The 22,484-nt window shown below is 43.1% G+C and carries 15 protein-coding genes; 1 reads left to right on the top strand and 14 read right to left on the bottom strand.

Annotated features, from left to right (window positions below; genetic code table 11):
* Nucleotides 1–28: 28 nt before the first annotated feature.
* The gene (locus D0T87_RS13140) at nucleotides 29–1,720 is read left to right on the top strand and encodes an alpha-amylase family protein (RefSeq protein WP_163175594.1); all 1,692 of its coding nucleotides are present in this window, start codon (nucleotides 29–31) and stop codon (nucleotides 1,718–1,720) included.
* Between the two features lie 68 nt (nucleotides 1,721–1,788).
* Here the strand turns inward: D0T87_RS13140 and D0T87_RS13145 are convergent, their stop codons facing one another.
* From D0T87_RS13145 to vgrG, 14 genes are all read right to left on the bottom strand, one after another.
* Nucleotides 1,789–3,279, bottom strand: a complete 1,491-nt coding sequence (locus D0T87_RS13145) for a TlpA family protein disulfide reductase (protein ID WP_163175595.1) — start codon at nucleotides 3,277–3,279, stop codon at nucleotides 1,789–1,791.
* A gap of 370 nt (nucleotides 3,280–3,649) precedes the next feature.
* On the bottom strand, nucleotides 3,650–5,662 hold the full coding sequence (locus D0T87_RS13150) for an alpha amylase C-terminal domain-containing protein (RefSeq protein WP_163175596.1): 2,013 nt from the start codon (nucleotides 5,660–5,662) through the stop codon (nucleotides 3,650–3,652).
* 16 nt (nucleotides 5,663–5,678) lie between these two features.
* The gene (locus D0T87_RS13155) at nucleotides 5,679–6,125 is read right to left on the bottom strand and encodes a YhcH/YjgK/YiaL family protein (protein ID WP_163175597.1); all 447 of its coding nucleotides are present in this window, start codon (nucleotides 6,123–6,125) and stop codon (nucleotides 5,679–5,681) included.
* Nucleotides 6,126–6,149: 24 nt separating this feature from the next.
* The gene (locus D0T87_RS13160; RefSeq protein WP_163175598.1) at nucleotides 6,150–6,821 is read right to left on the bottom strand and encodes a DUF2461 domain-containing protein; all 672 of its coding nucleotides are present in this window, start codon (nucleotides 6,819–6,821) and stop codon (nucleotides 6,150–6,152) included.
* A gap of 402 nt (nucleotides 6,822–7,223) precedes the next feature.
* Nucleotides 7,224–9,044, bottom strand: coding sequence for a hypothetical protein (locus tag D0T87_RS13165; protein ID WP_163175599.1), 1,821 nt, complete (start codon nucleotides 9,042–9,044; stop codon nucleotides 7,224–7,226).
* Complete coding sequence (locus D0T87_RS13170) at nucleotides 9,041–10,330, bottom strand: ATP-binding protein (protein WP_163175600.1); 1,290 nt, start codon at nucleotides 10,328–10,330, stop codon at nucleotides 9,041–9,043. Before D0T87_RS13170 ends, D0T87_RS13165 begins: the two co-directional genes overlap by 4 nt.
* 122 nt (nucleotides 10,331–10,452) lie before the next feature.
* On the bottom strand, nucleotides 10,453–10,962 hold the full coding sequence (locus D0T87_RS13175) for a DUF4157 domain-containing protein (protein ID WP_163175601.1): 510 nt from the start codon (nucleotides 10,960–10,962) through the stop codon (nucleotides 10,453–10,455).
* Entirely contained in the window at nucleotides 10,959–14,027 is a 3,069-nt protein-coding gene (locus D0T87_RS13180; RefSeq protein ID WP_163175602.1) for a contractile injection system tape measure protein, read from the bottom strand. The genes D0T87_RS13175 and D0T87_RS13180 overlap by 4 nt, the downstream gene beginning before the upstream one ends.
* A complete protein-coding gene (locus tag D0T87_RS13185) occupies nucleotides 13,999–15,804 on the bottom strand; it encodes a hypothetical protein (protein WP_163175603.1) in 1,806 nt (601 codons plus the stop codon). The genes D0T87_RS13180 and D0T87_RS13185 overlap by 29 nt, the downstream gene beginning before the upstream one ends.
* Before the next feature lie 7 nt (nucleotides 15,805–15,811).
* Entirely contained in the window at nucleotides 15,812–16,531 is a 720-nt protein-coding gene (locus D0T87_RS13190) for a hypothetical protein (RefSeq protein ID WP_163175604.1), read from the bottom strand.
* 26 nt (nucleotides 16,532–16,557) lie between these two features.
* On the bottom strand, nucleotides 16,558–19,917 hold the full coding sequence (locus D0T87_RS13195) for a hypothetical protein (RefSeq protein WP_163175605.1): 3,360 nt from the start codon (nucleotides 19,915–19,917) through the stop codon (nucleotides 16,558–16,560).
* The gene (locus tag D0T87_RS13200; protein ID WP_163175606.1) at nucleotides 19,901–20,305 is read right to left on the bottom strand and encodes a GPW/gp25 family protein; all 405 of its coding nucleotides are present in this window, start codon (nucleotides 20,303–20,305) and stop codon (nucleotides 19,901–19,903) included. Before D0T87_RS13200 ends, D0T87_RS13195 begins: the two co-directional genes overlap by 17 nt.
* 5 nt (nucleotides 20,306–20,310) lie before the next feature.
* Nucleotides 20,311–20,613, bottom strand: a complete 303-nt coding sequence (locus tag D0T87_RS13205) for a PAAR domain-containing protein (RefSeq protein ID WP_163175607.1) — start codon at nucleotides 20,611–20,613, stop codon at nucleotides 20,311–20,313.
* 40 nt (nucleotides 20,614–20,653) lie between these two features.
* Nucleotides 20,654–22,447 (bottom strand): type VI secretion system tip protein VgrG, encoded by a 1,794-nt coding sequence (vgrG, locus tag D0T87_RS13210; protein WP_163175608.1) that lies wholly within the window; start codon nucleotides 22,445–22,447, stop codon nucleotides 20,654–20,656.
* Nucleotides 22,448–22,484: the final 37 nt, after the last annotated feature.

Here is a 22,484-nt window from a genome sequence, read left to right on the forward strand (position 1 = left end):
AATCCGCGTTTCAAAAAACATAAATAGAATGAACAATAAAATCATCATCTATCAGGTCTTTACACGACTTTTCGGCAACAACAACAGCCATTGCATTAACAATGGAACGTTTCAGGAAAACGGATGTGGAAAAATGTCCGATTTCACAATGAAAGCATTAGAAGAGATAAAGAAGCTAGGCACTACCCACATCTGGTATACAGGCATCATAGAACATGCCACACAAACCGATTACCGCCGTTACAATATAGCTCCCGACCACCCTGCCGTGGTAAAAGGAAAAGCAGGTTCACCATATGCGATTAAAGATTATTATGATGTTGACCCTGATCTGGCCAATGACGTATCCAATCGGGTGAAAGAGTTTGAAAACCTCGTTACGCGTACACACCGGAGTGGAATGAAAGTTCTTATCGACTTTGTACCTAACCATGTTGCCCGCCAATATCATTCGGATGTACAACCCGATGGTAGCAGCCAGTTGGGAGGTAACGATGACACCAATCAGGCTTTCAGTCCATACAATAACTTCTATTATATCCCCGATACAGAGTTCCATGGCCAGTTTGACATGAAAGCCGGTATGCCTGAACCCTACTACGAGTGTCCGGCCAAAGCTACAGGTAATAACCGTTTTGATGCCCAACCCACGATCAACGACTGGTACGAAACGGTCAAATTAAACTATGGTGTAGACTATTTCAATGGTGAACAGGCACACTTCTCTCCTGTTCCTGACACCTGGAACAAGATGCTGGATATTCTGTTATTCTGGGCTTCAAAGAAAATCGATGGTTTCCGCTGTGATATGGCCGAGATGGTTCCTGTAGAATTCTGGGAATGGGCTATACCTCAGGTTAAGGAACAATATCCTGATATTCTTTTTATTGCCGAAGTATATAATCCTGCCGAATACCGCAATTACTTGCTCCGTGGGAAGTTTGATTATTTATATGATAAGGTTGGTCTTTATGACACCTTGCGTAATGTGATCTGTGGTTATGATTCAGCTAAATCCATTACCCGTAGTTGGCAAAGCCTTGGCGGGATAGAAAAACAAATGCTGAATTTCCTTGAAAATCATGACGAGCAACGCATTGCATCCGATTTCTTTGCCGGAAATGCAATCAAAGGTATTCCCGGGCTGATTGTTTCTGCCTGTATGAACACCAACCCGATGATGATTTACTTTGGACAGGAGTTTGGCGAACCGGGCATGGACACAGAAGGATTCAGCGGACGCGACGGACGCACTACGATTTTTGATTACTGGAGTGTAGACAGCATCCGCAAATGGCGCAACAATGGCACCTTTGATGGTAAAATGCTTACGGAAAAACAAAAACACTTGTATACCATCTATCAAAGAGTTTTAAATATTTGTAGTACCGAGGCAGCGATTACACAAGGGCAGTTCTTCGACCTGATGTATGCCAACGAAAACGGCTGGAAGTTCAATGAGCATAAGCAATATGTTTTCTTGCGTAAGCATCAAAATGAACTGCTGTTTATCATTGTCAACTTTGATAATATCAGTGTAGATGTAGCAGTCAATATTCCATCTCATGCGTTTGATTTCCTTCAAATACCACAAATGGAAACCTATAAAGCCGTTGATTTGATTACAGGAAAGAAAGAGACTATCAGTTTGTTGCCATACAAGGCTACAGAGGTTAGTCTGGGCGAATATAGCGGTAAGGTATTGAAGATAAAATTATAATTCTGAGGGGGTGTGTCATAAGTAGAAAAAGGATTGATTTATCTAACCATTAACTTATGACACACCTACTACTCTATTAATTTATCCCCTTTCAATAATAAATCTAACTTCTTTTCAATCAATGTTGCGCGTACATGCGATCCATAGTCAACAATAACGCCTTTCTTATTGACCAAAATACCATAAGGGTAACTGATGCCGGAAAAGGTTTTTGACAGGGATCGGAACTCCTCTTTAGTACAACAATGATTCGGTATTTCGGAGAGTTGATACTTTTGCAAGATCTTATAACTTTCCTGTTCGTCGCCGCCGGCACAAATGAAAGAAAAAGCCACATCTTTATATTTGTCATTGTCAATCAGCTCCTTATAACGAGGGAATTCTGCAATACAAGGCGGGCACGACGTAGCCCATATGTCTATAACCTGAACTTTTCCTTTATTCCTGGCTATTATTTCCGACAACAAATTTTCCTTAGACGATATATCTGCTTGCATATCAGTGACTCCACCTGTTATAGCAGCTGACATTATTTCCATATTATTTATCTTTTCCAATAAGTTCTGATGCTCCTTCACTAATCTGGAGTTGAGGTATAAATGATCTATTTGAGGATAAAGTTCTTCAAAAATAGGTAATTCTTTCGTCCTCAGAGCAATGCTTGCATAACGTGCAAGAGTGAAATTCTTAATCGTATCGTTAGGGAAATGTACCTTTTGCAAACAAGATGATATAGAAAAGTTCTCATCCGGTGGAGTTATCAACAGATTTAAGACAAAAGCCATTCCAACAAAATCAAAATGAGAGTCCGAATATAATTCCTTAGAGAAATATTTTGTATTTTTCTTATCTATTTCATCTTTCAGGACTATCAGGTCACCCACCTCCTTCCCGGAACGACTTCTTTGTAAAACTACCCTAATCAAAGTGGAATAATAATCCAGTTCTATCATAGCTTCAGTTAAGTACAATACATCTTCATGCCTTTGCGTTTTTTGCAGAAATTCATTTCGTTTCTGGTAGTATACACCCTTTTTATCATCAAGCATCCTTCGTATTTCATTCATAGAAAGATTACTTTCATTATTTGTGCCAATGCCATAATCGCCGCTCCGATAAAAGGTATGCTCAAAATAGTCCTTAAATTCACCGTTAATTTCCGCCGCTTTATTTCCCGACAATTGCACTTTTGTTAAATCCTCAAAATCCAGTTCAACATGTAAACTATCATTGGGGTAAACATACAGAAAATCCAGATACGGTTGCAAGCGAATGTCCTGAGCCTGGTTGAGTTCAAACTTAAAATGGAACTTCCCGTTTTCATCGATTGGGGTCGATATTCTAAAAGGTTCCCCCGATATGTCAGAGAGTTCTAACCGCATTTCCTTTGTGTCAGGGTATTTACTTCTATTTTGGATGAAACCGGTTATGTGCACAAAACCAGCATCCGTACTTTCAGATTGCATATCAGCATCCTTTTGTGTATTCATTTTAGACTTACCGTCACATTGAATAAAGAGAAGTACAAAAAGGATAATGCAGGGTAAAGTAAATTTCATTAGCTTGCGTTTTTAAGATTTTACCAAAATAGAAAAACTGACCAAATATAGATATTTAGTCACTTTATCCTACTCAATGATTACTTAATTTAACGTATTGGTATACATAATAGAGATAAATTAGCACGCTCGGCTCTTCTACTTTACGCCTATTAATTAAAAGTAGAATCCAATGACTCTGTTGTATGAAAAACGTTTCAGCAACAGAGTCTCCGCCGGGGCTAAAGATACAACAGCATAATAATGTTTCAATAATAAGAGCGCTAGTTTAAGCATTAATTTAGAGAGAGATAAGGTTAAGGTTAAAAAAGAATTCCCCATCCGCACAATAGTGTCGATGGGGAATTTTATTTAAGAGCCGCCTTGCCGCTTATTCGGTTTTTCTAAGCACTACAGCCGTACGTGCCGGAATGTAGAGTTTTAGCCATTCTTTCTTTTCTCCGGCGTATAGTGGATCGGATACGGTAAAGTGTTTTACGCTATCGTCTGCGAAACCGTTGCCACCATAGGCTACGTTATCCGTGTTCAATACCACCTCATATGTACCCGGTGCAACCAGGAAGCCATAATCGGTGAATGATTTCATTGGGTTGAAATTGAACACAAAGATCAGTTCATCACGCTGGTAAGCCAGAATCTGATCACCGTCGTTATGCCAGATTTCCTGTACAGGGGTTTTCTCGATGGCTTTTACACTTTTAATGGTTTTGAGCATCTCTGCATCGAAGTCTGCCAGATAATGGAATGTCAGTTTCTTATTATCTACCAAATCCCATTGGCGACGGGCATATTTATATGACCAACCGTTTCCTTCGCGAGGGAAATCAATCCATTCGGGATGGCCGAACTCATTACCCATAAAGTTAAGGTAACCACCATTGATGGTAGAAGCCGTGAGCAAACGAATCATCTTATGCAGGGCTATTCCACGGTTAACGACGTAGTTTTCATCACCTTTCTGCATATGCCAGTACATATCGGCATCGATCAAACGGAAGATAATGGTCTTATCTCCTACCAATGCCTGGTCATGGCTTTCGGCATAAGAAATTGTTTTCTCGTCGGTGCGACGGTTGGTTACTTCCCAGAACATGCTGGAAGGTTTCCAGTCTTCGTCTATCTTTTCCTTAATTGTTTTGATCCAGTAATCGGGGATGTTCATTGCCATACGATAGTCAAATCCGTAGCCGCCGTCTTCGAATTTGGCAGCCAGACCGGGCATACCGGATACCTCCTCGGCAATGGATATGGCATTCGGGTTTACCTGGTGGATGACTTCGTTGGCCAGCGTCAGATAGCAGATCGCGTTATCATCCTGATGGCCATTATAGTAATCTCCATAGCCCATAAACGCCTCTCCCAGTCCGTGGCTATAATACAGCATAGAGGTTACGCCATCGAAACGGAATCCGTCGAATTTATATTCTTCGAGCCAGTATTTGCAGTTGGACAACAGGAAGTGCAATACTTCGTTCTTGCCATAATCGAACAGTAATGAGTCCCATGCCGGATGCTCACGACGACCGCCCGGATAGAAATATTGGTTCGGATCGCCGGCAAAATTGCCTAATCCTTCTACTTCGTTTTTTACGGCATGCGAGTGAACGATGTCCATGATAACAGCAATGCCCAGGCCATGTGCCGTATCGATCAGTTCTTTCAGTTCATCGGGTGTACCGAAACGTGAAGATGCGGCGAAGAAGCTCGATACATGGTAACCAAAACTACCGTAGTACGGATGTTCCTGGATAGCCATAATCTGGATGCAGTTGTATCCGGCTTTGGCTATACGGGGAAGAATCTTTTCGCGGAATTCGTTGTATGTTCCCACTTTCTCGCCATTCTGCGCCATGCCGATATGGCACTCGTAGATAAGCAGCGGATCGGTATTGGGTTTGAAAGGTGTCTTGCCGAACTGGTAAGGTTTTTCGGGTGCCCACACTTGTGCACTGAAAATCTTGGTATTCTCATCCTGTATCACACGGGTGGCCCATGCCGGAATACGCTCGCCCTGTCCACCGTCCCAATGAACAACCAGTTTATATAAATCGCCATGACTGATGGCAACATCGGGAAGGTTAATTTCCCAATTGCCATTTTCCTGGCGCTGCATTGCATACTCTTTTTTCTCTTCCCAGTTATTGAATGTACCTACCAGGTAAATCTGTGTAGCGTTCGGTGCCCATTCTCTGAAAGTCCATCCGGAAGCTGTACGATGCAGTCCGAAATAAAGGTGTCCGGAAGCAAAATCGGCAACGGTATTCCGGCCGTTACCGGTCAGTTCGGCGATTTTGTCCAGCGCATGTTGGTGACGGCCAGTAATGGCTTCGCTAAAAGGCTCTAACCAGGAATCATTTTTGATCAGATTAAGAGTTTTATCCATATATAGTTGTTTTTGTTTAGGCTTTAATTTTCACAACGATTTTCTTTACTCCTGTTGGAGTGATGCCCGGAGCGTGTCCGTCCTGAGGGAAGAAAATGGCAAACATTCCTGGTTTTATGGTGATATAATCATCGGCCAGTCCTTCAAAGAAGGTAATATCCTTTTCCGCGTTATATGGAGCATCGGCCGGTTTGCAATCTTTAGCTGCTGTATAGCCCATTACTTCCGTACCCGAAAGTGGAATTTGAATATCAATAAATACATTATGGGTTTCCAGTTTAGCTTGTTCCTTGGTTTTTGGAGCGGTTTGTTGTACATTCACTACCAGGTCGCTACCTTTCAGTTCGGTTTTACCTACTTCGAGTGCGTTCAGGTTGGTCGACTTCAGAAATTCAATAGCTTGAGCGAACAGGGGATTCAATGACGCGTAATTCCCTAAATTCTCTAGTGTATCTACTACCATAATTCTATATTTTTTGTTAGTATATTAATCTTCTTCAAATTCGTCAATGGTATAATTGGTAAAATCCGAAAAGCGCTTCAACTGACGGAAGGCGTCTTCAACCCGGTTAAGCATATCGGGTGAGGTAAAGAAGTTATCGGCAACGGCATAGTCGCAACAATATTCTTTGCACTTCAGGTATTCGATATATTCAAAATCTTTTGGGAATCCTTTGGGAGCGGTTTTCACAAAATTATACCCTATACGGGGGAAGTATTTTTTAAACTCCGGGTCTTCAACGATAGATACAAACTCCTCGATATTATCGTACACCGCCTGTCGCAATGCCTTTAACAGTTTAGGAGACGGACAATAGCTACCTCCGGCAAGCAAACAACCGGCGGGTTGTATGTGTACATAGTATCCGCAATGGTCTGATTTCTTTCCTTTGGCATTGATGTATGCCCCCATATGTGTTTTATAAGGGGTTTTATCGGGCGAAAAACGGGTATCCCGATAAATACGATATGTACAATCTTTCACTTGTACGCCACGGATGCTTTCGTCAAAAACCGATATACGTTCGATGATGGCTGCAACCAGTTTTTCAAATTCCGCACGTGCTCTTTCATACTCGTCACGATGTTCATTAAACCACTCTCGGTTATTGTTCGCAGCCAGTTTTTTAAGAAAGTCAAAAACGACAGATATATTCATTCAATACCCTTTTATATTTTAGTGTACAAACGTACGAAAAATATACGAATTATGAGTTACTAAATTTAAATTTTGAGTGAAACATGGAAGTAAAACTTCATATCTTACCCTGAAAAGACAGGAGCAAATTCGTAAATCCGTTGGTCTTATTCCGAAAAGAGTGAGGACTTTGTAAAAACAAAGCTTTCTTCCGTTTTTTCACACCCGGGTGTGAATGCCCTTGACACCCGGGTGTCAATCCGTCCGACACCCGGGTGTGAAGGGGTCTGACACCCGGGTGTCAGCAAAACCAAGAAACTGTCTTTTGAGTAAAACTCTACCGCTGATGCACTAAACCTGCACTCAAAATGGAATATCCTAACGGTTGTTTTTGCCGGTAGCCACGAACGCTCAATACAGCGTTTAAGGTATTGGTTGTTCCTTATACAAATACCTGAACAGAAAATAGAGAAAGATCGGGAGAATGGGTAGTGCAATCAGAAAAAGATAGGTGCGGCTACTTACCTGAAGATCGAAGAAAATGACCTGAGGGGAAAGGGCTTCTATTGTAAAGAAAAAGAATATGCAGATTTCCATAACAAGAGTAATCATACAGAGGGTAACGCCTGTTGGATAAAGTTCTGTATACCGATAGACTAAAGGTGAAGTATATCTTAAAAAAACAAAAGTTAAAAGCGACAGGATAAGCAAGATATCTATAAAGAAGAACAACCCCCACATGCCTGTATCGTAATCGCAGGAAGCGAGTTCAAGGAGGTCGGTATCATTTTCTCCGGGATGTATTGTCTTGTAAGGTATTCTAAACAAGTAAAAAGGGTTCACGAAGCGGGAGATTACCGAACTGGTATCTATCGATCCATCGCTATATCGTATTTTTGAGGCCAATCCGTATTCATCAAAATCGGCAAAATAAACGGTATCGACAAAACATTGTAAGCCGGAAATAAAGTTAGACTCCCCGGTAGCCGATTGGTATGGAAGGGTAACTGATAAATCGAGTTTAGCATACTTCTTGCCACTATCTACAACCAGACTGTCCATTACCAGACTTAGTGATTTGATAAACTGGGTCAGTCCCCGCTTTTCTTTAAAGTCGAACTCCGGTATATACACATTCAGTCCCGAAGGTTTATGGTCAAACCCGTTCCGGTTGATCATTCCTGTAGCAGGTTCGAACACCGAATAGATAAACTGCAAATGGGCATCGGTATTGGAAAGGAAGGTATTGGTAGAATGGGAATCGCCGCAATACGCCACAAGGTCATAGTTCATCTGCACATAAGGAGCAAAATCCATAACATTGAGAGACGACCAGTTATTGGTCAGTTCCACCCCGCCACTCAGCGGATTAATGACATAGGCCAGGTAGCCGAAACGCTTCATGCGCGCCGTCTTTTCTTTGGGTAAAGCCAGGTAAACATCAGTCATCCAATATGGAATGATGGTATAGAGTGGATCGGCACTAGCCAACCGCGCGGAAAGTTGGTCTACCTCCGTATCAAAAGCTTTAGTTACCTGGGTGGTATATTTTACTTTATAACGTACAGAATCGGAACGGTTATCGAAATAGCAGTAGTAGTTTTTCAGGTTATACATATTGTAATTATCCTCACTCAACGCCCACCTGGTATAGTCATTGCCATACACCTCGGGGGGAGTAGCTTTTTCGGGAACAGAATCGGGGTTGTAGACAATATAGTCAAGGTGTTCTTCCACATCGTAGATCAGGTCGGTAACCAGCGTATTCATAAATCCCTTGGAGATAATGTACTTTTCGAAGTTCTTATCCTTAGATAGTTTGATTTGCTCTTCCAGCCAAATGGGATAAACGATATAGCCATGTGCATCGGGACGAACCAGTAGTTCGTAGATGCCGCCCACATCTTCCAGTCCCTTAAACAAATATGTATTTCCCGGTACAGGAGAAGGAATAAGCCCCTTCCAATAGCCGGTAAGGTACATAAACCTTGGCTCCTGTTCCACCAAAGGCCACACTACCTTACCCGGATCGGCCACTTCCAGACGGATACGGTTCCATGCCTGCGGTGTCTGATAGTGATACGGGCGATAGCGGTAACGTGCCGCTACGAAGGATTCCAAGCTCCCGGATTGGAATGCCCAAACTTCCATGCACGCAGTAAAGACTAAAAGCAGAACTATTATCGTTTTAAACAGATTATAATCTGCGCCAATCTGCGTTAATCTGCGTTTCAAAACTTTCATGAAGATTGGTTTTTTAAAAGTTCTTCTTTTATAGCTGCTACAATCATTCGTTCGTCAAGGTTACTGCCCGATACCATTTGCAAAGCACAACTACGGATAACGTTGGTCATGGCTCCGCCAGCCAGTTCGTATGATGCAATTTTATCGATCAGTTCATTCCGGTTTTCTATTCCCCAATTTGTGGGCAACATCATTTCCCAAAGTTCGCGGCGAATGTCTTCACTTGGCATAGCGAAATAAACCAGAGATTGAAAACGCCGGGAAAAAGCCTCATCAATATTAGAGCGCAAATTGGTTGCCAGGATAACCGTGCCTGGAAAATCCTCAATGCGCTGCAACAGGTAGGCTACTTCCTGATTGGCATGCCGGTCGTTCGATGTCTGAGTCGATGTTCGTTTGCCAAACAGGGCATCGGCCTCATCAAAAAAGAGTATCCAGTTGCGATTCTCTGCCAGATCGAATACGCGTGCCAGATTCTTTTCCGTCTCACCAATATACTTGGATACTACCATCGAAAGGTCTATCCGGTACACGTCCATCTCATTCCGCTTACCCAACAAAGTGGCGGCCAATGTTTTCCCTGTACCCGGAGGTCCATAAAACAGCGCCCGGTAACCAGCCTTCAGGATACGCTTCAACCCCCATTCTTCCATAATGGTGGCATGGTGGTTAATCCAGTTGTTGATCTCTTCCAGTTGCCGCGCAGTCTGATAATCCAATACCATATCTTCCCAATCCAACGGACTGGTGATTCGCTTTGCGGGAAAACCGATGCTGTAGTCCGGTTTATACTCTCTGTCTAATAATAAGCGATGAAGCACTTCTTCGGATACCCTGAGCTGGGCACTCAGAAAAGGCTCGCCATCACTGTGTCCTTCCAGCCGCAACACATTATGAATATAAAACCAATGATCGGCCTGAAACATACGAATTACCTCCTTACGTTTTTCGATATGATCGCCCGCCAGAATAAAAGCCGCAGTTTCTCCGGTTGGCAGGAAACCACCATGCGACATCCCTTTCCATCCGCCAAACTCGGTATAAGGACGATCGAAATTCTTGTTATGAACAAAGAAGATATCCAGCACCTGGGGCGACAGGTGTGGCATGAGCGCAAGCATTAACACCACAGCCTCATCAAATGAGGGTTGCTGAGGTAGCCTGTCAAGCCATTCCGTCTCAGGAACAGGAATCTCATAGATTGAGGTGTAGCTACACTCCTGCCTGAAATAGATTTGTATAGCTACCGTCAATACTTCATTGAACCATTGAACTCGTTTCTCCATATTTTTCTTTAGCCACGGATTACACTGGATTGCACGGATTTAACAACACGGATTTAATGCTATCTTAATCCGTGCAATCCTGTGTAATCCGTGGCTTATATATTCTTTCATAACACAAACTATTACCGTGCAGCCTTCATCCCCATAACATCCGCTTCGGTTTCCAGGCTCACATCGTCATTCACCGGCATTCCACCGACTTCTGTTGTAGGCGATACGCGTCCTTCGGCTTGCTGAATCACATGTGTCAACTCATGCCCCAGGAGCTGTTGCCCGGCAGATGTTTCGGGTTTAAACTGCCCCGGAGCGAAATGAATGTCCGTGCCCTGTGTGTAAGCTAAAGCACCAACTTCGGGTGCACGGGCCGAGTCGGCATGAATACGCACACTCGAGAAATCCGTACTAAAGGAATCTTCCATCTGCGTTTTCACATCATCCGGCATTCCGGTATGGTTCCCTTCCTCAAATTTACCCTGCAAAAGCTCTTCCTCGTCTTCGGCACGTTGAATAGCACCAACCAAACCAGACTGTAAAGCTGCCGTTTCGCGATTGTCCTGCATCTGTAGCGCGGCACTACGCTGCTGCGCTACGCGTGAGCCGGAATCTTCTTTGTGAGTTCTTTCTGCGTTCATAAGTTTTTCCATTTGATTTTAAACCGTTTCTCCGAATTAAATATCCGTGAATAAGCAATTGACCACGGCAGGCTTTCAAATAACAGGTCATAAGGCTTCTCCTCCACATCAAGATTAACAATGTGCTCATCATCCGATGGTTTGATCAGTCCCGGACGTTGCAAAAAAGCTATCCGGAAAGTCATAACTGCCGTTCCCCTCATTTTTTGCCAGCTATTCTTTGCTGCTTCCAACATGTCATTGACTAACTTTTTATCACTTTCTTCCAACTTATACTCTGCGGGCAGAGGTCCACCCTCCCAATTCACTATGATCTTGTTCAGGAACAGCTCTTCTTCCTTGAATTTGGTTTTGTCATCGCCATATACTATATATTGCAAAAGGAAGATAGCTCTTAACTGTGCTTCTTTATCAGCTAATACATAGGGATTTGAGGGGGTCATTCCCAGTCTCCTGAACAACATACTTAAATACGGATACATCAATACCACTCCTGCGTTTTCAACATGAACAGGTTCTTTAATTTCTTTCAAATCAGTTGTACTCATAGCTCTTGTTATTAGTTTAATATTAATATAATCGGGATTATTATTTATTACATCAAAAACTGCCACTATACCACTGGGAACACTGTTACGCGCCCTTTCCATCAAGAAACGTTCAATTTCATCCGCAGACCAGGCAGCATATCGCCGGGCTGTAAGTTGCGTGATCCATAAAGATAAATAAAAACTGACAGTTTGCAAGAACGCAAACCCAGATAATTGACTTTTGATTTGCTGATAGCGTTTCATCCACATTTGGTAAACTTCCAACAAACGGGCATCGCCTATACGGCGTATCCAAAGGCGCTGCAACTTTTCACTACGCTGAAGGATGGAAAAAATTAAAGATTCGTCTAGTTTACCCGATTTCCACAATGTGCGGAACAGGTCGTTATATTCATCCAATAAATAAACCAACCACTGCGGCGACAAGTGCAGCAAGTGTGGCAAGGTGCCGCTGCCAGGTCTTCCGAGTGGCGAACCTGAAGTATGTGTACCAAATAAGTATAGAATCCACTCCTCTGCCGTTTCTTTATTCATTGCTCCAATTGTTGAAACATTAGATAAAGATAAAAGTGTTTCCTGGTATAACTCATTTAGCACCTTTGCCAACTCCATATAAGGAGAAGATGGAGAGCTTGATGCAAATTCCTTGTAGAAGTACCTTAGCAAATCAACGACACTCTGGTTAAAATGGGCTGCCAATTGCTTGATTACATCGTAAATGAAGTATTTACGATGGAAGAACGTACCGCCACCGGCACCACCAATCGGTAAACAGGAAAAGATGAATTTCCATTTTAGCATCCGGAAGTCTCCGCCTGCTTTTCCTTCAAGCATTCCTTTTTCGGAATGTTTATCTAATAGTTGGGCATAAGAAATGATGAACTCGCTTTCTGTAGGGATGATGTGTTGTATGATTTTATAAATTTCTTGCTCGGGGATGGATGGTGGCAGCATGCCACTACCGAATACAGCAAGCAATGTGTTCAATTTCTCTTCTCCCTTGAGAGTTGATAATTTACTGTAGGGGCGGTTCGCGAACCGCCCAAAAATGATTTCCTGTGTATTCTGTGCATTGGGCGGTTCGCGAACCGCCCCTACAAGATTGGCTTTTTGGTCACCCACCCATGCAGACAACCCAGTCAATATCGGCAGAATATTCATTGACACAAACATATCATGCAATTCCGTTGCAGATAACAAAAAGCGTATAACCTCAATTACCGACAGATTATAATGAGAAGCCAATCGCTGTGTAACCCCCAGTATAAAATTGGTTCTATTAAAGTACGATAAAGGCGCACGATAAATCACAGCAAATATAAATTCCCATTTAATAAGCCGGAATTCTCCTCCTACCTTCCCTGTAAAATACCCACGCTCTTCGTGTTTATCGAGTAACTTGGCATACGAAATAACAAATTCACTTTCCTGGGGAATAACACACTCTACCAGGCGATAAATCTCAGACTCACGGAGTTGCTTTAATAATGTCCTGCACAAATCAGGATCAGACAGGATAATCGCCAGATTTTCCGGAGTTAATAAATAAGCATTATCCTCCTTTTTCACCATTCGCAAAGCATCCGTTATCTCCCGATAAGCATATTTCAGGTAATTACCATCCAACTGCATGAGTTCACCATGAATATCCTTTCTTATCTCTTTCAGGATAGCCCACAACTCCGGCAGATTAATTGTATTCTTTTCCAGTTCGTCCAGTCTGTCCGAAAGCATGCGGGTCAGTTCAACAAAAGACAGATTAAACCTGGCCGATAATCCGCGGAGCGTATGAAGAATTAGTTGCTTCCGGCTAAACCGGCTTCCGCTTTCATGGAACAGATACGCCAGTACCAGTATCCAAACAGCATTGCGATAGTCGGTAAATGTAATCTCCGGATTCTGGTTCAGCTTATAAGAACGAATCTGAATACGGGTATAGAGATGAATAAACTTAGCCTCCGACGGATGCACTTTTTCGACAATAGCATCCAGCTGTTCATCACTAAACTGAAACACCAACCGCTTATACAGAAAATCATAATGCGCATAGCTTTCCAAAAACTCCCTTAAGCCGTCTGGGGCAGTTTGAAGGACGAGCTGCAACAGTTTATCCATATCATTCCATTCACTATCTGCATAGGCAGGCAAATATCCGTGCATCAGGAAAAAACAAAGAATATCCAACAGGCTTTTCTCCAGAGAAATGCGTTGTACACCGTTCAAAGGAGTGTCACTGCTATCCGCTAACGCCAATTCCTGAAAATACTGATGTAATGCTTCACGGAGCCGTATTGGAAAATGCTCATCAAACTCCTCTTCAAGCAATGTACCAAGATCAATGGGCAAACTATCAATAGTCAAGACCTCATTAGAATGGTCATAACTTGCCATAACTTCTTCCACAATAGCCTCGAAAGAAGTCTCAAAGAATTTATCCCAACGTGCATAAAGCTGCTGGGGAAACTCTTCATTATCCATCCGGAAATCAAACTTTACTGTACCAATAGTTATCATCTGCCAACCGGTATTTTAATCGTTCTGTTAATTCTTTTAATCCGACCTTTTCGGTAGTAGACAGGGCGTACTTCCAGAAAGCATAATCCGTATCAAACAGCTTTAGTCGCTGCTTGTCCTGCCAATAAATCTGCAACTGGATATGTGCCGGTACACGCGATCGAAGTACCTGTTCACAACAATGCCTGAATTCACTATCCGTCAAATAGTTATCATTTACAGAAAGCACGGCAGATGCGTTGAAAGCTTCACCTAGTAAACTATCTGCATCCAAACAAAATAAACGATGTTCGATCAACGCAATATTCAGCCCATACTTATCCGAATTGAATAACCCTTTCATGTAAACTTCCACCCCTGAAAGACTTTCAGGAGAAAAATCTCTCAAATCCCTTGCCCGTCCACGCTCGTATCCCCATCTGGGAATCATCTCAAGAAAAGTGGCACGACGTATCCGATTCTCCTGAGTTGCCTCGCTTTCCTTTAAATATTCAGGATTACTTTCAACGTCATAAAGTGAATCAAGCATATCCATCCAGATTTCTTTCTTATTCGACAAGCGTTGAGCTTCTGTGCGCATCCATATGGGTAACTCCTCCAATTCGGTTAGAACTCCCATCATGAATTTATCAAATACATCCAGATACTCCTTCAGTTGTGTTGCTCCTTTATAGCAAGCGGGCAGATCATTCCATACCGGCAAATGAGAATATATATTCCGGTAAGTTCCCGGCAAGTCATTTCCAAGCAAATCCTGGGCTGTGTCCATGTTTTGATGCCCATACAATTCGGTGCGCAGATTGGATAAGATCCTGTTCACCCGCTCAGGAATGGCAAAAACGTTCTTTCCTTTCTTACGCAGGATTACAGTTTGCTCTCCTTCCATCGGCGAATAAAACACCGCAAAGGTCTGAAAGGGCGATTCTACTCGCAGGGTACTAGTGATAAGTTCTCCTTTCCACTCCAAAGCCAATGAGTTTACGCGAAGGATACCCGGCAATTCCCTTAAACGACCATGCAGCACGAACAGATCAAACTCCATTTTTCGCTCTATGATTGATTCATCGTCAATGATCATTTTTCTTTGTAAAGGGCCATCCAGTATCTCATCCAGTGTTTTACCGGCATTCAACAGATCGTCCACACGTTTAAATCTCATTCCTGCGTTCAGGAATTCCTGGGTTTCAAGGTAGATGCGAGCCATTATGGCATTGACATTGGTTTTCTCATCCAACTCAATATCGGCATGCAACAAGACCTGGTCGTATTCCAAAAAGCGGATACCACCCATATCCTCGCATAAATTACGGTGGGTGGAATAAAGCGCATGCACTTCATCGAATATCTCTTTCCTACGATATGGCAGGGTGTCCGGATGGGCGTCAACAATAAAATTGTAAATGCCTTTTTTCTTGTCGAGTACCACCCACACATTTTTCAGATCATCTATAGAAGAAACAAACAGTTTACGGTAATCAACTTCCGTTACGGGATTCACCGGGAAAATCTCCAACGGCGAGAATAATGCATTGCCTGAAGGTAGCCATTTTCCTTTCGCCGGAGTCAGGTAATCCTGTAGGTCAAACTGTAAACGGTAATCTGTTTCGAGTAAGGTATAGTTCAACACATCCATAACCGTCACACCGGGGTCATGCTCGTTATAGTCCGTCCACAAATTACCGGAATAGCGTTGCACTGCATTCAGTGCCGCTTCCTGTAATTGGGTATATAGGTCTTGCGACGGCTCTTTCCGGGGTATGGTTATGTGCTTTTTCATTCGGGCTTTATCTGGTCACAAAGTCTATATCAAATAATGTGTTTATACGGTAGTGTATCCAAACATCATTGCCATAATTGGAACGTGTACGTATCTGTAATCCACAATTTAATCCTTCTACATGCCAACGAAATTGAATCCGGTTAAACCGGTTTCCAAACCACGAATTACTGCCTCGTATACGACGTCGTTGCCCGAAACAGTGCATTGCCGTTACATTGGCAATAGCATACTTTCCGGTATTCTTCAGTCCGCAGGCGGCTGCAATATGATAGGAACGGCAGCCATATTCCATTTCACCGATAGGATGCCAGAAACCATCGGCAGGGATTTTTCCGTGCATATATCCGCCAATGAAACTATGTGCCTGTACTGTACCGTTGACCTTCACACTCACCGGATTATCGGTATTTCCTAGTACCACTCGACCATCCTTGTAAAGCGTGAGATAAGGAACATCTCTGGACTCACGGTAAATATGGAGTTCTTCTTCTTTTCCCAATCCGAAAATCCACGACGCATCTTCTCCCAGAATGTTACGGCGTATTTCCATTACAGCACCCTCTTCGTTCAAAGGAGAAAGCAGCAATCCTTTTTCGGGCGATTTGCCGAATCCGTCGTCAACGATATTCAACATTGAATCAACCAGATCAGCAAACTGTTCACTGCTGGGCTTCTTTCCCTTACCAAAGTATTCTTTCAGGGTTTTTCGATTCGTTTTTGCCATATTGATCAATTATTTATTCAAATAAACTATCCGATTACAAATGTGTTTCCCACTTCAAGATCGCCATACTCTGTATTTTCACGCCATTCACTCTCTGTACATATAATGATATATTGCCGTACAGCAGGCACCAGTATAGCCCATGGTGCAGACGGACTGATGGTTATTTCTTCTACCTTTTCCGGCATTTCCCGGTTCAGGTAGTTTGCACCATAAATATCTTTGGTTAAATGAGCCAGCTTTATTCCGTGAAGCTTCTCCACGTATTTGCTTTTTCGAATCTGGCTATATAAATCGCGCATGGAGAAAGAGTAGCCAAATACCGGCGCCTGATGCTTATCAAACCACGGTGCAATACAATCATCAATACTTTGATGAATATCGGCGATAACAACCCCGGCCGAATATCCGGGCTGAATGGTTATGCCACAAAAAGCGGTAACTTCTTCGTATACGGGATTAATAGCATCAACAATCACAAAAGGCGATGTGTAACATTGCAGGAAGTCCTCGACTTTACAAAGCAAGCGGTCTTCGCACAATGGCAACCGCTCATTAGGAGTATCACAAACCAAAGCCAGGGTTACTACGCCACTACGCCCCTGCTCTTTAGCATCTATCCCTGGAACACATTTCACTTTGATTATTTCCGGGAATGCCTGTAACACCATTTGCTCATAATCTTCCGGTAGTAATGCCCGGTTACGGTGGGACATCCGTTCACTGATCCGCGCTTTCATATCTACGCGACTTTCGGTAGCAACTGCATTTTGTACGGGGGTAATCTGCCGGACAGCAGCTATGGCAGGAATAATTGTTTCCTCGCCGGGCAAAGGCGTTACTTCCGCTTCTGCTACATTTACATATATATTACGCACGGACGAACAGTTCTCCAGATTTTGATGTATAGAAACACAAATACGGAAAAGCCCGTCATCATCCAGCATTTCCTCCCCTACAGGATGAGGAAGCTGCAATTCAACTCCACCGCTATGCATTAAATGTCCGGTATCATCACGCAACACCCCGCCAGGAGGAAACTGCACCCACTTGCTTTCTGTTTTGAAATACCAGTCGGTTACCGGAAGATGGTCGTGGTCTATTTCACGCTGCAACAGCTCCATTTCCACATACATTCGAATGATGTTTTGTCCCTCGGCACCCGAAAAAGCAATAATAAAATTCCCCTCATCAACAGGTCCTTGCAATAAAGGAAGCGGGCGGGTGGTATTGGGAGTCGTATCCGCTTCTGTCGATAAAGGATTGATATAGGAAAACGTTATGGGACAAGACTGCCCGATGGTAAAGAAGCATTCCTCCTCGGCCACATAACTCAACGACGGAACATCCATCAACGGAGCAATAGGCGGATTGGGCAAAGGACGTTCTTTACGTGAGCGGGAATTGAGCATCATCACATCGGCAAAGAGTTGACGGTAAAGCGAACTGCCAAATCCCATTTCGGGAGAATCAAATACCAGACGATAAAACCCGGAATGAACCATTTTAAACCGGAAGTTATCCGGATCGGATAACCGCAAGGGAAGCACTCCCGGAGCATCAAACGCTATAGAAGCCTGATTTATTAATGGTCCGTCAAATTCGGGTTTGCCATTCTGCATGTTCTGAGTCCGGAACATATAATATGTGTTATCGGGTGAGGTTGGTTTCCATCGGTCATTCTGCAAGAACTCCGTCCGTACACAGAACGACTGGTTCGATATCTCGTCTGCCCCTTTCTTATTATATGTTCTATAATATGCATGCAATCCTCCCTGATCTGCGGGAAGCTGCAACCAGTTAAAAGAAAAATTAATGCGGGTGATGCTCTTACACGCCATCTCATAACTACCGAAAACCAACCAGCTACCTTTTTTGCCTTCTACTCCGAAAGGGGTAAAAGACTGTTTAGCATCCACTTCACCAAGTTCATTGTAAAGCCGAATATCCTGTACTCCCTGTACCTCAGCTTTAATGTGTACAGACTCAAAGCTGATCTTACTGGCCCACGAATAAGGAAATAACCAGGCAGTATTATTTACCAATAATCGAATGGTAACCTTTTCTTCTCCATGAAGAGGTTCCAAAGCCGGAAAATCTTCATCCAGATGGAATTGAAAGAGAAAAGAACGCTCTTCATCCAAAAAACGTATGCGAAAACTCTCAATCTCCCCCCAACAGGAGGATACAGTAGCTTCCAGTGAAAAGGAATCATGTAGAATTTTAGAGAGTGACTCAGCTGCACTTATGGTATCTCCACTGTTATCAACAGCAGAAGAAACTCTGTTAATCAACAACTTAAATTCATCATAAGCGTTCGATGTCAATTTGCAGGTAATAGAAACCCGTCGGACACCTTCGCGTAATAATAGAACATTGGATTGTATCTGAAAGCCAACTGCGACAGGGGTACACAAGTTAGACTTTATATCAATTCGCGACAAAGCGGTAACATAGTTCAATACATTTTCAGGATGACGCTCTCTATTCCGTTCCAAAACAATCATATCCAGCATTTCCACCTTCATATCAGACAGAAATGTATCCGAAAAAAGTTTATACCCCGTAGTTACATGCTGATCAACAGAAGGAAAGTAGGTTCCAGCAGGAATCAAGGTATTTGCAACAGCCGGATTCTTATCCAAAAAGAGCCATGCGGTGCCCAGAACCATTGGACGAGGAACTGCTTTCAGTATCTCCTGCAAATACAAATAAGGAAGTTGCCGCCAATGCTCATTGAACTTTCCGGCAATCATTTTATAATTTCTGAGAAACGCCGTAATTACAGCAAGCGAGGGGTCCATCATTCCGGATGAACAAATTTCCTCCCGATACAATTGACTGTTTCTCTGCATCATTTTTATTGAGGCAAGAAGCAGGGAGAAAAACCGCCTCATCAGTCCATGCGACGTTGTATCCGATAATGTTTTCTTTTTCCCTGTATACCATATCTTCCCTACTCCTTCCGGCAATTCCGGATTATACTGGGACTGGAATAATGGAAAAAAAGGAGCAATGTTGTTGCGTATCTGTCCGTTCAGGTCTTTCAGTATGACAAGCGATGAGGTGTTTATACATGCATACTCCAAACGCTTCCTCCAGTCTTCTATACGCACAATCAGTTTACAAACATAGCCTACCTTTTGTTGCTTGTTCTTTAAGTGATGGAAGGTGTCTTCAGATGTTGAAAGGCTGAAATTCTCTATCTCCGACAGAATAACCAACGGTTGATAACAGTAATAAGAAGCAAACTCATCTGACCGATGAAGAATACGAGCCAGTAATACCGGAAAATCATCTTCCAGTACTTGCAACGGAATAACAGTAGAAGCTTTCTCCAACCGTTTTCCCCGGCTCAATCCATCATATTCAGAAATGTTCTTCATAATAATAAGGATATACCATATTACTTCGCGTATTGGTCATCCGAATCGTATATTCAAGCGTAATCTGTAAAATACCGTTTGGTTCTTCACTGGTGTCAAGCAATACATCGTCGAGAGTAATTCGTGGCTCAAAATACAACACAGCTTTCCGAATGGTTTCAATAAGTTGTGTCCGGGCTGTCAGATCCATATTATGGAATACCAGTTCATAGATATTACAGCCAAATTCCGGACGCATAATCCGTTCGCCGGTACGGGTGGATAACAGGATATATAGGCTTTGCCGGATATCTTCCTCTGCCGAAACCATTTCCGTTGGGGTAATCCCGCCATTGAATTCCGGAGGGAAAGCCCAGCCTTGCCCTAGAAATGTTTTATCCTTATCCATAAGAACTATCCTCCGATCATTACCGTTGGACACCCTAATACGATTGATCCGCCGTGCGCTGTTGTATCGCCCATCCGGGCGGCAGGTTTTCCACAGATCATAACAGTGGAAGAACCCTTTACGATTGAGTCCAGTGGTCCTACACAAACACAACTGTCGCCCATTACGGCGGCAGGCATTTTACCTATTAGTACGGTCGGTGCACCCGGTCCCACAATCGGCCCACCTACATGAGGTATTGGGGAAGGAAAAGCCGGTGTCTGCATCGGACACGTATGCATATCTGTTAATCTTGCTGCTGGAGGCATAAATTCAATTTACTATTAGTCAATTTACTATTTACAATTCTCAATTAATCATAACCATGGCACCTTTAACGGTGGTTTGTCCGGAGGCAGAGAGTTCAGCAGTGGCACTGCCTTTTACCGAGGCTCCCATCTGAGCTTTGAGGTTTACGTTCAACCCTTCTACGGCAACATCTTGTTTGGCTTTGATAGTTGCTTTGCTCGTTGCGTCGAGGGTAATGTTACCTTTGGCGGTAAGCACAATATCTTTTGCGGATTCCAGTTTGATACCACTATCATTCAGGACTAATTTATTGTTATTCTGATCTTTCAGGGTAATACCTTTACCATCGTCACTGATTACGATAGAGTTTTCTCCGGGTGTAGTGATGGTGATAATCTTCTTCTCATCATCCAATTCTACGGTTAATTTCTCAGGGGTAACAATGGCACGTTTATAGTTATTATCATCTAAAGTGTATGGAGGCATACGTTTGCTACTATACAAGCTGCCTAGGATAATTGCCTGATTCGGATCATTATTCAGGAACCCCAAGATCACTTCATCGCCCACGGAAGGCATAAAGAAACCACCCGTTTTATTCGATGCAGTGAATTGTATTAACCGTGCCCACACCGTATCCTTGCTAATATTTAACAGAGGAATCTTCACCTGAATACGTCCCAATGAATCAGGGTCTTCTGTCAGTTTGGAAACCACGCCAATGTGTAATCCTTCGATACCAGGCAGGAAGCCCGAAGCAGCAGGTGCAACCACATCCGGCTGTTGGGTGATATGCATGGGAGAGATTCCCATCCCTACTTCCGTTACCCACACACCTTCTTTCATTGTATGGGTAACCGAACCCGCATATGCTTTTCCGTTAAAGCGAGTACCCAGTCCCGCCAGTTCTATAATACAGCCGGCTACAGCTTTAGCATCGCCGCGGAAAGAGAATGTTCCTTTATAGCGTGCAAGTCCGGCTTTCAATAAAGTTGCATCTGCCCACGATTTCAGCATACCGCTATCCGAATAGGCATCCGTCTGGAGAATAATCTTATCTGTACCGACGGAATCGGACATTTGCGATACACTCATGTTACCCTGCTGGTTCAATGATGCCGGAGAAGAGCTTGCAACCACTACTTTCTGTTGTGTGGAGTCCCAACCAATACTCTCTACGGAAGTAAACTGATCTTCTGCATAAAGTTCACCATCAAATGATATCAGGTCAGTACCATAGCTTATTTTCATAGCAGGGCTAGCCGAAATCTCAGGAGCTTTAACTGTTACTTTGCTTCCATCGGTAATAACAACCAATCCACAAGCATCTGCACGCGACAATGCAAAGTCCCAGTCCGTACTGTAATATTGTAGAAGCTGGGTATGCGTTGTCGGGGTATCTCCTACTGTGGGCGACAATCCGGCTTCACTTAGCACGGTTGTTATGGCTTGTTTATCTGTCTTCTTTTCGAACAACCGGTTCTTCCGCCCAACAGTGGCACGAATAGCGGTATTTCTACATTCAACAATGAGTAGTGGAGAGGAATCGGCTGTTTTCGAAATCTGTACTTTATGGGCAACAACTATCCCCTGAAATACCTGTTTATTCTGACTTTCATATCCTAGTTCTATTTTAATTTCCTGCCCGGGCTTGAAGTCATCCGATGCACTTTCAGGTATATCAGCCTTCGGCATATCGCCTGCAAAGATCTTTAGTATAGCACTACCTATCCGGTTCACTTCATGATGAACTATTATCGACTTGAACTTAAGCAAATCAGATACTTTCTTTCCATTACTAAATACCGCGAATGTTACTACTTTTCCGGTATTCGTGTTAGGACTATCTGCCATCTTTATTAATTTTGAATTTAAAATTTCTAATTATGAT

Origin of the sequence: Bacteroides sp. 51, assembly GCF_010500965.1 — a bacterium.
Classification (GTDB): Bacteria; Bacteroidota; Bacteroidia; order Bacteroidales; family Bacteroidaceae; genus Bacteroides.